The sequence below is a fragment of the Fusobacterium perfoetens genome, assembly GCF_021531595.1.
In the GTDB taxonomy this organism is placed as follows: Bacteria; Fusobacteriota; Fusobacteriia; order Fusobacteriales; family Fusobacteriaceae; genus Fusobacterium_B.
Map to the genome: position 1 here is coordinate 141,642 of NZ_JADYUD010000002.1, position 13,157 is coordinate 154,798.

14 protein-coding genes are annotated in these 13,157 nt (G+C 29.1%); 10 read left to right on the top strand and 4 right to left on the bottom strand.

Annotated features, from left to right (window positions below):
- The first annotated feature begins 181 nt into the window (after positions 1-181).
- The 9 genes from I6E17_RS01745 (at position 182) to I6E17_RS01785 (ending at position 6,839) form a co-directional block, all read left to right on the top strand.
- Positions 182-751: a tetratricopeptide repeat protein gene (locus tag I6E17_RS01745; protein WP_235235131.1), complete on the top strand. Its 570-nt coding sequence runs from the start codon at positions 182-184 to the stop codon at positions 749-751.
- Between the two features lie 90 nt (positions 752-841).
- Positions 842-1,393 (top strand): DnaJ domain-containing protein, encoded by a 552-nt coding sequence (locus I6E17_RS09960; RefSeq protein ID WP_328225441.1) that lies wholly within the window; start codon positions 842-844, stop codon positions 1,391-1,393.
- A gap of 108 nt (positions 1,394-1,501) precedes the next feature.
- Positions 1,502-2,848 (top strand): bifunctional UDP-N-acetylglucosamine diphosphorylase/glucosamine-1-phosphate N-acetyltransferase GlmU, encoded by a 1,347-nt coding sequence (gene glmU / locus I6E17_RS01755; protein ID WP_235235132.1) that lies wholly within the window; start codon positions 1,502-1,504, stop codon positions 2,846-2,848.
- 14 nt (positions 2,849-2,862) lie between these two features.
- Positions 2,863-3,825, top strand: coding sequence for a ribose-phosphate diphosphokinase (locus I6E17_RS01760; protein ID WP_176829581.1), 963 nt, complete (start codon positions 2,863-2,865; stop codon positions 3,823-3,825).
- A 124-nt stretch (positions 3,826-3,949) separates the two neighbouring features.
- On the top strand, positions 3,950-4,570 hold the full coding sequence (locus I6E17_RS01765; RefSeq protein ID WP_235235133.1) for an L-threonylcarbamoyladenylate synthase: 621 nt from the start codon (positions 3,950-3,952) through the stop codon (positions 4,568-4,570).
- Positions 4,571-4,584: 14 nt separating this feature from the next.
- Positions 4,585-5,022: a hypothetical protein gene (locus tag I6E17_RS01770; RefSeq protein ID WP_235235134.1), complete on the top strand. Its 438-nt coding sequence runs from the start codon at positions 4,585-4,587 to the stop codon at positions 5,020-5,022.
- Positions 5,023-5,229: 207 nt separating this feature from the next.
- Positions 5,230-5,673 (top strand): RrF2 family transcriptional regulator, encoded by a 444-nt coding sequence (locus tag I6E17_RS01775; RefSeq protein WP_176829574.1) that lies wholly within the window; start codon positions 5,230-5,232, stop codon positions 5,671-5,673.
- Between the two features lie 212 nt (positions 5,674-5,885).
- The gene (locus tag I6E17_RS01780) at positions 5,886-6,434 is read left to right on the top strand and encodes a ferritin family protein (protein ID WP_176829573.1); all 549 of its coding nucleotides are present in this window, start codon (positions 5,886-5,888) and stop codon (positions 6,432-6,434) included.
- A 153-nt stretch (positions 6,435-6,587) separates the two neighbouring features.
- Positions 6,588-6,839, top strand: a complete 252-nt coding sequence (locus tag I6E17_RS01785; protein WP_176829572.1) for a hypothetical protein — start codon at positions 6,588-6,590, stop codon at positions 6,837-6,839.
- An 82-nt stretch (positions 6,840-6,921) separates the two neighbouring features.
- On the opposite strand, the gene I6E17_RS01790 is transcribed toward I6E17_RS01785, so the two are convergent.
- Together I6E17_RS01790 and I6E17_RS01795 are read right to left on the bottom strand one after the other, a co-directional pair.
- The gene (locus tag I6E17_RS01790) at positions 6,922-7,617 is read right to left on the bottom strand and encodes an LrgB family protein (protein ID WP_235235135.1); all 696 of its coding nucleotides are present in this window, start codon (positions 7,615-7,617) and stop codon (positions 6,922-6,924) included.
- Positions 7,617-7,964: a CidA/LrgA family protein gene (locus I6E17_RS01795; protein ID WP_235235136.1), complete on the bottom strand. Its 348-nt coding sequence runs from the start codon at positions 7,962-7,964 to the stop codon at positions 7,617-7,619. The genes I6E17_RS01790 and I6E17_RS01795 overlap by 1 nt, the downstream gene beginning before the upstream one ends.
- Positions 7,965-8,198: 234 nt before the next feature.
- Here I6E17_RS01795 and I6E17_RS01800 point away from each other — a divergent pair, with 234 nt between their 5' ends.
- On the top strand, positions 8,199-10,157 hold the full coding sequence (locus tag I6E17_RS01800) for an LTA synthase family protein (protein ID WP_235235138.1): 1,959 nt from the start codon (positions 8,199-8,201) through the stop codon (positions 10,155-10,157).
- A 73-nt stretch (positions 10,158-10,230) separates the two neighbouring features.
- On the opposite strand, the gene lysS is transcribed toward I6E17_RS01800, so the two are convergent.
- Together lysS and I6E17_RS01810 are read right to left on the bottom strand one after the other, a co-directional pair.
- Positions 10,231-11,718 carry a lysine--tRNA ligase gene (gene lysS, locus I6E17_RS01805; protein ID WP_235235139.1) on the bottom strand — a complete coding sequence of 496 codons (1,488 nt, stop codon included), beginning with the start codon at positions 11,716-11,718 and terminating at the stop codon, positions 10,231-10,233.
- 33 nt (positions 11,719-11,751) lie between these two features.
- A complete protein-coding gene (locus tag I6E17_RS01810; RefSeq protein ID WP_235235140.1) occupies positions 11,752-13,155 on the bottom strand; it encodes a tetratricopeptide repeat protein in 1,404 nt (467 codons plus the stop codon).
- Positions 13,156-13,157: the final 2 nt, after the last annotated feature.

Below are 13,157 nucleotides of genomic sequence, written 5' to 3' on the forward strand. Positions count from 1 at the left end.
TAATAGTTTGTAAATTAAAATATGTATATAAAGAAAACAAAAGATACCTTAATAAGAGTAAAAATTCTATAAAAAAATAAAAATAATGTTCAAAAAGTAAAAAAAAGGCATAAAAGATTAAAAAATAAATTAAAGTATGATATAATCCTTTTAAGATTCAGAGGAACAGAAGGTGAAAAAAATGCTAAGAACAGAAATATTTAGACAGTATAATAATGATGAAGATTTAAGCAGAAAAGAAGCTGAATTAAGGGTAGCTCTTCTGATGGAACCAGAAAATCTTACATATTTAAAAGAGCTTGGAGCTTTAGTTTATTATAAAAGAAATTGTAAAAATGCTAAGGTTATTTATAAAAAACTTACAGAGTTAGAGCCAGGAAATGGAGATAATTTTGCTTTTTTAGGTTTTCTTAATTATGAACTTGAAGAATATGAAGAGGCAATAAAAAATTTTAACAAAGCAATTTTTCTTTTAAAAGAGCCGTCTTTTGTATGTTTCCTTCTAGGAAATGCTTATTCAAGAACAGGAAGAATTATGGAAGCAATAAAATATTATGATCTTGCTATATTTAATAATTTGGATATTTATAATATCCATGTTGACTTTGCAAAGAAATATGAAGATATGGGAAGATTTCAGAAAGCTCTTCGTGAGTATACAGCAGCTTACGAAATAGATCCAAGAGATAAAGAAATAAAACAAAAAATTACAGAAATGAAAGAAAAAATAAATAATGATTGTAATTTATAGTGATATACATTAAAATAATAGGAGAGGGTTTTTTTACCCTTTTCTATTATTTTTTTATTAAATTATTTTAAAATTAAAAAAGGAGAATTAATGGAATTAGCGTTAATAATAGCAGCAGTTTTATTTTTTGTAATAGCTGGTTCTGCAGGAATTCAGAGAGCTGTAACTTTTATTCCAGCTTTGCTTGTTTTAGCTGTTTTATTTATGTTCTTTGGATATATAGTTGTAACTTTTTTCCCTTTAATACTTATATATCTTGTTTATGTAATGTTAAGAAATAAAAAACAACCATATTCAAGAACTAGAACTTATTATTACAGAACAGGAAATGCTCAAGATTTTGAAGAATTTTTCAGAGGCTATACTTCAGGAAATCAGTCTAGTGGATATTATAATCAAAATGGAGGATATTACAATAACAGTGGAAATGGATACAGTAATCCATTTGAGGACAAAAGTAAATATTATACAATTCTTGGTGTTCAGCCTGGGGCAACACAAGATGAAATAAAAAAAGCTTACAGAGAGCAGGCTAAAAAACATCATCCTGATAGATTTGCAAATGAAAGTCAGGAAGTTAAAGATTATCATGAGAAAAAATTTAAAGAAATAAATGAAGCTTATGAAAAACTTCATGGATAATTAAAAATCTTTAATAACTTTTGAAAGAATGGTCATATAATAATACTTTTTATATGTAAAAAATTATGATATAATAAAATGTAAAAATTACATGAAAAGAGGATGGTTATGAAATTAAAAACTCTTATTTTGGCAGCGGGAAAAGGAACAAGAATGAAATCTGATCTTCCAAAAGTAATCCATAAAGTAAATGGAATACCAATGGTAAAAAAGATTTTAAATGAACTAGAAAAATTAGGAACAGAAGAAAATATATTAATTCTTGGACATAAAAAAGAAGAAATATTAAAAGAACTTGGGGAAATAAAATATGCAGTTCAGGAAGAGCAGCTAGGAACAGGTCATGCAATAATGCAGGCAGAGAATCTTCTTAAGGATTATGAAGGAGATGTAATGATTTTATATGGAGATACTCCACTTTTAAGACATGAAACTTTAAAAGCAATGTATGAAGCTCATAAAAAATCTGGAGTAGCTACTACAATTCTTACATCTGTATATGAAAATCCATTTGGATATGGAAGAATAGTAAAAAATGGAGAAAAAGTAACAGCAATAGTTGAAGAAAAAGAAGCTGATGAAGAAACTAAAAAAATAAAAGAGGTTAATGCAGGGGTTTATTGTTGTAATGCTAAAGAACTTTTTGCAGCTCTTAAAAAAGTTACAAATAATAATGAAAAAGGTGAATATTATCTTACAGATATAGTTGGAATTCAAGTAGGAGAGGGAAAAACTGTAGCAAGTTTTGTTCTTGAAGATAACAGAGAAATACTTGGAGTAAATTCAAAAGTTGAACTTGCAGAAGCATCAAAAATTTTAAGAGAGAGAAAAAATACTTCTCTTATGGAAGAGGGAGTAATCCTTATAGATCCTGCTTCAACTTATATAGAAGAAACAGTAAAAATAGGAAGAGACACAGTTATTTATCCAACTGTAATGCTTCAGGGAAATACAGTAATAGGTGAAAACTGTGAAATCATAGGCTGCACAAGAATAATAGACAGTACTTTGGGAAATGATATAAGAATAGAATCATCTGTAATAGAAGAAAGTATAGTTGATGATAAAGTTACTATGGGACCATTTGCTCATTTAAGACCAAAATCTCATCTTAAAGAAAAAGTTCATATAGGAAACTTTGTTGAAGTTAAGAAATCAACTCTTGAATATGGAGTAAAAGCAGGTCATCTTACATATTTAGGAAATGCAACAGTAGGAAAAGATACTAATATAGGTGCAGGAACAATAACATGTAACTATGACGGAGTTAATAAATTTGATACAGTAATAGGTGAAAATGTATTTATAGGAAGTGATACAATGCTTGTGGCTCCTGTAAATATAGGAGACAAGGCAATAACAGGAGCAGGTTCTGTAATAACAAAAGATGTAGCTCCAAGAGCTCTTGCAGTTGAAAGAAGTAAGCAAATAATTAAATTTGAATGGAGGAAATAAAAAAAATGCAAAAAATGGAAATGAAAGAAGTTAAAATTTTTTCAGGAACATCAAATGTAGAACTAGCTGAAAAAATAGCTAGAAAACTTGATTTAGCTTTAGGAGATGTGCAAATCGTAAGATTTAAAGATGGAGAAGTTTATGTAAGAGTAGACGAAACTGTAAGAGGAAGAGATGTATTTGTTATTCAACCTACTTCTGGACCAGTAAATGAAAACTTAATGGAACTTTTAATCTTTATTGATGCATTAAAAAGAGCATCAGCAAAAACAATCAATGTATTGCTTCCATATTATGGATATGCAAGACAAGAAAGAAAATCAAGCCCAAGAGAACCAATTACAGCAAAATTAGTTGCTAACCTTTTAACAAAAGCTGGAGCAAACAGAATAGTAACAATGGATTTACATGCTGATCAGATTCAAGGATTCTTTGATATTCCTGTAGACCACTTACAAGCATTACCATTACTAGCAAAATACTTTATCAATAAAGGTCTTACTGGAGATGATGTTGTAGTTGTTTCTCCAGATATCGGAGGGGTAAAAAGAGCAAGAAAATTAGCTGAATGGCTTGACTGTAAAATTGCTATTATTGACAAAAGAAGACCAAAACCAAATATGTCAGAAGTTATGAACCTTATAGGAGATGTAGAAGGAAAAACTGCTATTTTCATTGATGACATGATTGATACTGCTGGAACTATAGTAAACGGAGTAGAAGCAATTATGAAAAGAGGAGCAAAAGAATCTTACATCTGTTGTTCACATGCTATTCTTTCAGGGCCTGCTGTTGGAAGATTACAAGATTGTTCAGTAAAAGAAGTAATCATAACTGACTCAATAAAACTTGCTGAAGAAAAGAAAATAGATAAAATTAAAGTTTTATCAGTTGATGGATTATTTGCAGAAGCAATAAAAAGAATCGTAAATCACGAATCTGTATCTGAATTATTTGAAAGCTTTGAAAATATCTAAAAAGCATAAAACTAAGAAATTATATGAAAAAGCTAGTCTTTAGACTAGCTTTTTATTTTATTTTATGTTAAAATATTTTGAAGTTACATTTATTCACAGCTGTATTTTTAAATGAAGGTGGAAAATGAAAAATAACGAAATAGATTATAAAAAATTAGGAACTGAATTAAAAGAGGGAAAACTTATTATTTATCCTACAGATACTGTTTATGGAGTAGGTGGAGTAATAACTAATGAAGAAACTATAAAAGATATTTATAAAGCTAAAGACAGAAGTTTTTCATCTCCTCTTATAGCACTAGTAAGCAGTGCTGATAAAATAGAAGATATAGCTTTTATAAATGAGAAAAACAGAGAAAAAATTGAAAAACTTATCAGAGAGTTTTGGCCTGGTGGCCTTACAATAATTCTTGAAAGTAAGAATATAGTTCCTCCTATAATGATTTCAAATGGAAAAACAGTAGGAGTAAGAATGCCTAATCATGAAACAGCACTTAAAATAATAGAAAGTGCAGGAGGAATCCTTCCTACAACAAGTGCTAATATTTCAGGAGAAGCAACACCTCGTTCTTATGAAGAACTTGATGAGGAATTTAAAAAAAGAGTTGATATAATTGTAGATGGAGGAAAATGTCCTATAGGAACAGCTTCTACAATCATAGATATGAGCAGTGAAAATATAAAAATACTGAGAGAAGGGGCTATATCTCAGGAAAAAATAGAAATGATAATAGGTAAAATATAAAGTCGGAGGTTATAATGAAAGGGCAAAGAGTAAATCCAGAGAAATTAAATCCTATGGAAATGAACAGTATGTCATCAATGATGGGAATGATGAGTCTTTTACAAAAAATAGGGAAGGGAAAAAGAAAATATTCTGTAAAGCTGGAAAAAAATCATAAGAAATTCTTAGTAAGATTTATGACAGATATAAAGAAACAATTTTCAGAAACTTATGCAGACAGTCAAATGAAAGGTGTACTTACATTTTTTGATTATGTGAAGTCAGCTTGTGAAAATAAAGCTACAACTGAATTAAAATTAAGTTATGAAGAATTTGATTTTTTAAAAAGACTTTTAACTGATTCATTAAAAGGTATAGAAGCAATGCAGCTTAAATGGTATAACCTAATTAAAAAAGCTACTTTAAAAATGATGAAAGTTCAGTATAAAGAAGTTTTAAAACAAATGAAGTAATATAACAGAAAAGTTAATACAATAAGAGGCTGGAAAATAAAATTTTCTACATAAAAAATTTTATTTTCCAGTTTTGTTTTTAAGAGAAGGAAATGAAGAGAAAAAAGAGAATAAAATATAAAATAAATATTTTACTTTTTACAAATAACATAGTATACTAAAATTATATTATGGTATAAGTATTTTTTTGAGATGAAGGAGAGTTTTATGAAGATAACTAAAGAGACAGATTATGCTTTTAGAATAGTTTTATTCTTAAGTATGAATCAAGGAGATAACAAAAGATTCAGCGGAGATGAACTTGTAGAAATAAATGAAATACCTAAAAATCTTGGAAAAAGAATTTTAACAAGACTTGTTGATGGGAAAATAATTAATTCTAAAAAGGGAATTGGAGGAGGGTTCTGTCTTGAGCGTGACAGAAAGACAATTACTCTTCTTGATGTTATGAATATAGTAGAGGTTATGGATTTTAAAGATTGTGTTGCCAGCAATGAAATCTGTGGTTTTAAATCTGGAAGATGTGCTATTCATACAACAATGGAAAGAATTAAAAAGGTATTGTTTGATGAGTTTGCAGCAGTAACTTTTGAAGATCTTGTGGCTATTGAAAATGGTCCTTGTAAAAGAAAAGCAAAAAAAAATAAATAATATTAAAAAACTGAAAGGTGAATTTAAAAATTTGTCTTTCAGTTTTATTTTTTTATGTGTCATTAAATAACCTTTCATTTTAAAGAAAATGTGAAAAATAAAATAAGACAAAAAATATATTTTTCTATTGACAAGATACAAAAAAGGTGCTATACTTAAAACATAATTGAAATGATTACAAATTATTTTTTTAAAGTACGGAGGATAGAATTATGAAAAAATTTAGATGTAAAGTATGTGGAGAAATAATTAACGAAGGTGCAGTAAAATGTCCTGTATGTGGTGTAGGACCAGATAAATGGGAAGAAATAGTTGAAGGAGCTGAAAAAATCTGGGCAACTGAACATAAAATCGGTGAAGGAATGGAATGTGGAGATGAAGAAATAATCGCTGGTTTAAGAGCAAACTTTGAAGGAGAATGTACAGAAGTTGGAATGTACTTAGCTATGTCAAGAGTTGCTGACAGAGAAGGATATCCAGAAGTTGCAGAAGCTTACAAAAGAATAGCTTTTGAAGAAGCTGAACATGCTGCAAAATTTGCTGAATTATTAGGAGAATGTGTAAGTGCTTCTACAGAAGAAAACTTAAAAGCTAGAGTTGAAGCTGAATATGGAGCAACAGCTGGTAAATTTGATATTGCTAAGAGAGCAAAAATGTTAGGATTTGACGCTATCCATGATACAGTTCATGAAATGGCTAAAGACGAAGCTAGACACGGAAAAGCTTTCACTGGATTATTAAACAGATACTTCGGAAAATAATAAAATATAAATTAGAGCCGGCTTTTATGCCGGCTTTTTTATTAACAATATTAAATAATTAAAAGTTGACAAAATGAGTAAAAAATGTTATTATTTTTACATAAGAAGTATATAAATTTATATAAATTTGCAAATTAATTAGTGAGGTGAAATATGAACTTTGAAAATATAGCAGAGCAAGTTTATCAAGAAACTTTTGATAAAATGTTTGATGCGTTAGTAGAAGAATACAAAAGAGGTGAAATAGATTTAGAAACTTTAGAGGCAAATGCTGAAGAGCAGTCTCAAGTTCTTCTTAATGGAATGTTTGAAGGGGAAACTAAATTTGCATATACAAATGCAATTGTAGATGCTCACCAATTTGTTATCTCTAGAATTAAAAATGGAACATTAGTAGTAGAGTAGAGCTTTAATAAAATATTAATTAAAAGATATTAATAAAAAAGAAACTGAATTTTCAGTTTCTTTTTTTGTATTATTAAAAGTTTTATGAAATAAGAAAGATAAATAAAGGTGCTATAAGGAATGTAATAATTCCTGAAACAACTATTGAAAGAGCACTCATTGCTCCTTCCACTTCTCCCATTTCCAAAGCTTTTGAAGTTCCTACAGCATGGCTTGAAATTCCTATTCCTATTCCTTTTGCCACTGGATGCTTTATTTTAAAACATTTACATACAGCAGGTGCAAGAACATTTCCAACTATTCCTGTAACAATTATTGCAAAGATTGTAATTGCGGGAACTCCTCCAAGAAGTTTGCTAAGTTCAATTCCTATAGGTGTAGTTATTGATTTAGGCATAAAAGAAACAAGAAGTAATTTATCTATTCCTAAAAGCTTTCCAAGAAGTATAGTTGATACTATTGCAGTAGCTGCTCCAACAAGAGAACCTATTATTATAGGCAGGAAGTTCTGTTTTAGTTTATCAAGCTGCTTGTAAAGAGGAAGAGCTAAAGAAATTGTAGCAGGTGCAAGAAGAAATGTCATATAGTCTCCCCCTCTTCTGAAGTAATCAAGAGGAATATTAAAGAAAGACATAACTCCCATTGCAATTACAATTCCTATAAGTAAAGGATTAAAAATAGGAAATTTAGTTTTTTTGAAAACAAAAAGTCCTATATGAAAAGCAGATATTGTAAGAATTAATCCAAAAAGTGGTGTATTTAAAATTGATATATCCATTATTTTTTCTCCATTTTTTTTATGCAGTATTCAACAGTTTTTCCTGTGACTACCATAGTGATAACAGTGGTAACAATTAACAGAATAAGGATTTTGAAAAATCCTGTTTTAAGCAGTGTCATGTATTCTAAAAGTTCTACAGCAGGAGGAAGAAAAAATATAATCATATTAAGTATAAGAAAATCACATACTTTTTCCACACTTTCAACTTTAAGAACTTTTGTCCAAAGCAGAATAAAAAGAATAAGCATTCCCAAAATCGTACCTGGAAGGGGAAGATGGAAAAGATTCTGAATAATAACTCCTGCAAAGTTTATAACTAGCAGAATTAAAAATTGTTTAAACATAAATTATTCCTTTCCTTTTTTGTAAAAAATAAAATTTTACACTCTGAAAGCTCTTTCAATTTCTTAAAACTTTATTTTTTACAAAATTTTTATTAGTTGTATTTTAATAATAATACTTTGCTATTATAGTACCTTTATTAGCAAGGTGTCAATGTTTTTACAATAAAAATTACTAAAGTGTACCAAATGTGATATAATAAACTGTTATAAGTTTTTACATATTTGGGAGGTTTTATGAAACATATAAAAATGGGAGAATATTTGCTGAAGGAATATCTTACACTTATTTTCCTTATGGGAATTTGCAGAGGATTGTTTATATTTTTTAACAGAGAGGGAACAGCTGGAATCCCAAAATCAATTATAGGAAAAAGTTTTTTATATGGTTGGATATTTGACAATTCAGTTACATGTTATTATATTGGAATTCTTTTAATTTTTCTTTTAATTTATAGTTTTTTAAGAGTGATATGGCTAGGGATAATAGGAAAAATTATAGTAAATATTTATAAAATATTCGTATCTTCAATAATATTTTTTATTCTTCTTAGTGATATAGAGTATTACAGAGCTTTTAATTTTCATCTTAATGCTACAATCTTTGATTATACAGACCATATGGATGAAATAGGAAATACAGTATTATATGGTGACTATAATATTTTTTCTATACTTTTAATTTTTATAATTATAGAAGGAATTTATTTATATATATCATTAAAAGCATTTAATAATGATGTTTACAAAGACAGAGAAAAAGGAATAACTTTTTTTAATGATATAGGAACAATATTTCTTGTTGGGATATTATCTGTTTTTGGTGCAAGAGGAGGATTTTCTCAGAGCACACTTAACTGGGGAAGAGCTTATTTCAGCAAATACAGTTTTGCTAATCAAACAGCTATAAATGGAGTATTTGCTTTAGGAAAATCAATGGATCTTGCAAGAAAAGATAGAAGAAATGGAAAATCTAATATAAGTAAAATTTTCACTTCTAAAGAATTGAAGAATAATATGAGAGAATATATAGGAACAGAAAAAGATAATTTTATTTCTGATAAAAATATACTTTTAAGAGAAACGAAAACGGGAAAAGAAGTAAAAAACTATAATGTTGTTATAGTTCTTATGGAAAGTTTTATGGGAGATACTGTAGGAGCTTTAGGAGGAAGTCCAGATCTTACTCCAAATTATAATAAGCTTGCAGAAGAGGGAGTTTTATTTACAAATTTCTTTTCTAATGGGAACAGATCTAATAGAGGTATTTTATCAGTTCTGACAGGTTTTCCTTCACAGTATGGGAAATCTATTTTAAAGAAACCTGTAGGACAAAAGCCTTTTGTTTCTTTAGCTCAGATTCTTAAAGAAAGAGGATACTCAGCACATTTTATGTATGGAGGAGATATAGAATTTGATAATATGAAAGGATTCTTTGAAACAAATGGAATAACAAATTTTGTTTCAAGAGATAATTTTTCTAAGAAAGAGAGAACTATAAAATGGGGAGTTCCTGATGACAAGCTTTTTGACAGAGCAGCAGAATATCTAGGAACACTTAAGCAGCCTTTTTTCTTTGAAGTTTTTACTTTAAGTAATCATGCACCATTTGATATAGATGAGAATTTCAAAGAATTTACAGAAGAAGATTATCCTGACTATGAAAGATATAATGCTTTTAAATTTGCAGATTATTCAATTGGAAGATTTGTAAATGCTGTGAAGGATAAGGAGTGGGCAAAAAATACAATTTTTGTTTTTGTAGCAGACCATGGAGAAAATAGAAGAAAGGCTATTGAAATTGACTGGAAAAAGTTTTCTAATCCACTTGTAATTTGGACACCAGGAGGACAGCTTAAACATGAAATAATTGATAAGGCTGGTTCTCAGCTTGACCTTCTTCCTACAATAATGGGGCTTCTTGGAGGAGACTATATTCATTCAGCATGGGGAAAAGATTTACTTTCTGAAGAAAATAAAGATGGATTTGCCTATGTTGTGGAAAATAACTTTATAGGTATTATAGATAAAGAAAATATTTATATTGATGGAATAAATATAGAGGGAGTTCTTAGAAAAAAAAGTGATGATAGTATAATAGAGGATAGAGAACTTACAGAAAAATATAAAAAAGCTGCAAGAACTTATTTAGAACTTTCTATTCAGCAAGAGAAGAATGGAACATTTGGAAAATAAAAATAAAAATAAAAATAAAAAAAGACTGAGCAGAAAAAATTATTTATTTCTGCATCAGTCTTTTTAATTTAAATTAGTTTTGTTTTTTTAATGTAGGGAAAAGGATAACATCTTTAATTGTAGGGCTTCCAGTAAGAAGCATAACAAGTCTGTCAATTCCTATTCCAAGTCCTCCTGTAGGAGGTAATGCACATTCAAGAGCTTCAACGAAATCGTCATCAATTTCAGGAGTAGCTTCATCGTTTCCTAACATAGCTTCTTCAATTTGAGCTTCAAATCTTCCTCTTTGGTCAGCTGGATCATTAAGCTCAGAGAATGCATTTGCATATTCTCTTACATCAATGAAAAGCTCAAATCTTTCTGTAAATCTTGGATCATTAGGGAATCTCTTAGAAAGAGGAGAGATTTCAACTGGATGACCGTAAACAAATGTCGGTTGAATTAAATGTTCTTCACATTTTTCTTCAAAGAATTGGTTTATAATATGTCCAACTCCTGTCATGTGAGGAAGTACTTCAACATGATGTTCTTTTGCTATTGCTTTAGCTTCTTCAAATGTCATTTCTTTCCAGAAGTCAACACCAGTATATTCTTTTATTAAGTCAACCATATGTGCTCTTTTGAAGTTTCCAAGATCTAAAGTTTTTCCATTGTATTCAACAGTTAAAGTTCCAAGAACAGATTTAGCAACATGTTGTATGATTTCTTCTGTTAAGTCCATCATAGTTTCATAATCAGCATAAGCCATATATAGTTCTACTGTTGTAAATTCAGGGTTGTGTCTTGTAGAAATTCCTTCATTTCTGAAACATCTGTTCATTTCATAAACTCTGTCAAATCCTCCAACGATAAGTTTTTTAAGATATAACTCAGGAGCTATTCTTAAATATAATTCCATATCAAGAGCATTGTGATGAGTTATGAAAGGTTTTGCTGCAGCTCCTCCAACGATTGGATGAAGCATAGGAGTTTCCACTTCTAAGAAGTGTTTTGCATTTAAGAAGTTTCTGATTTCAGTAACAATTCTAGTTCTTTTTATAAATGTATCTTTAACTTCTCTGTTCATTATTAAGTCTACATATCTTTTTCTGTATCTAGTTTCTACATCTGTAAGTCCATGGAATTTTTCAGGAAGAGCTCTTACATTTTTAGAAAGAAGAGTAAATTCATTTACTCTTAGAGTTTTTTCTCCAGTTTTTGTAATGAAAAGAGTTCCTTTTACTCCTACGATATCTCCTGTTCCACATTTTTTAACAAGAGCCCATATTTCTTCTCCAAGATTATCTTTTCTTAAATATAACTGAATACTTCCACTCATATCTTCAAGTCTTACGAATCCTGCTTTTCCTTGAATTCTGAAAGCCATAAGTCTTCCAGCAGTTTGGAATTCAGTAGTGTCGTCTTCTCCTGTAACTTCATGTGCAAGAAGATCAGCAATCATATGTTTCTTATCATATTTCTTTCCAAAAGGATCAAATCCCATTTCTTTTATTTCTCTGATTTTGTCCCATTGTTCAGCAATAAGACGGTCTTCAGCGACCATATCTGCATATCTTTTCATAATTTCTCCTTCCAAATTTTATATTTTAAATAATTATTTTAATTTTAATAGATAAATACTGCTTTTTCTACCCCATACAGTTCCAGGGAAGTTATCTCTGTTTTGTTCAAAAGTTTTAATTGCTAAATCTTTTTCTCCGTTTTTATAATAAAGCTCTCCTAATTTATACATAGCTTCAGGAAAAAATTCATTTGTATTTTTAAGAAAAAGGAAATTTTCTTTAGCCTTTTCATAATTTCCTGACATCATATATGAATCTCCAAGATAGAAAGGAATATTTTCTTTTTCTCTGAAATCTCCTTCAGCAGATGCACTTTTCTCAAGAAGAAGAATTGCTTCAGCATAGCTTCCATCTTTATAATATGAAATTCCATTTTGATAATTATTAAGGAAATCAGAATAACCTAAATTTTCTTCTGTTGTTTCTCCAGAATTCTCTCCTTGAATATTATTTTCGTTTCCTGTAATAAGAGAATTATTTAAAGGAGAAGGAAGTACTCCGTTCGTTGAATTAGAATAGTGAGTTCCTTTTATAACATTTCCAGCTCTGAAGTATAACATTCCAATTATATCAGCAAGATCTTTTGTAGGACTTGCTGCATAGACATTTTCAAGGAAAAGAAGTTCATTGTTTGTAGGATTGCTTCTTTTTATAATGTTTCTCATAACATAATCATTAAGTTCTGGAGAGTTACTGTTAAAGTCCAGATACTTATCAGAAAGGTTATAATCATTTCCTAAAGTTTTTTCTTTTCCTGCTATAAGTCTCATTTTATCCTGAGAAGAAAGTGGATAATTTTCCTCAAGAAAAGCACTTTCTGTTCTTACTATATTTGCATTTCCATCTATAACAGCAAGATTGAAAAGTAAAGAAGCTGCTTCTTGATTATCTGTACTGTCAGGAAAAACAAGTTTAAATAAAGTGACACTGTTTTTTAAAGTATCAATGTTTTTATTATTATAGTCAGTATAAACTATATTTTTTAAATCTTTTTCAGAAATTTTATATTTTGATTTATTGTTTACAGTAATAGTTCTTCCTGTTACTCCTTCTTTAATAAGGCTGAAAGTATAAACTCCTTGGTAAAGACTTCTGAAATAGAAGCGTCCATTTTTTATAAAAGCATCATAGGACTGTATATTTGGTGCTAGTATAAGAGCTGGAGTATCAGCATCAGTACATGGAACAGAAAGATATTCTCCCATATAAATATCAAAATAGTTTCCACTTTCATATTCTCTTACAGCATTAGATTTTATATTTTGAGATAATATATCTAAAAGATATGCTGTTCCTGAATCATTTAAAAAGAAACTTTCCTGTGCAAGTGTATTTTCCTGATAAGCAGGAACTGTAAATCCCTTGTTGGCTGTAGGCATATTTTCACAACCATAAAACAAAGAGACAAGAGCTGCTAAAAGTAAAAGTTTTTTCATAA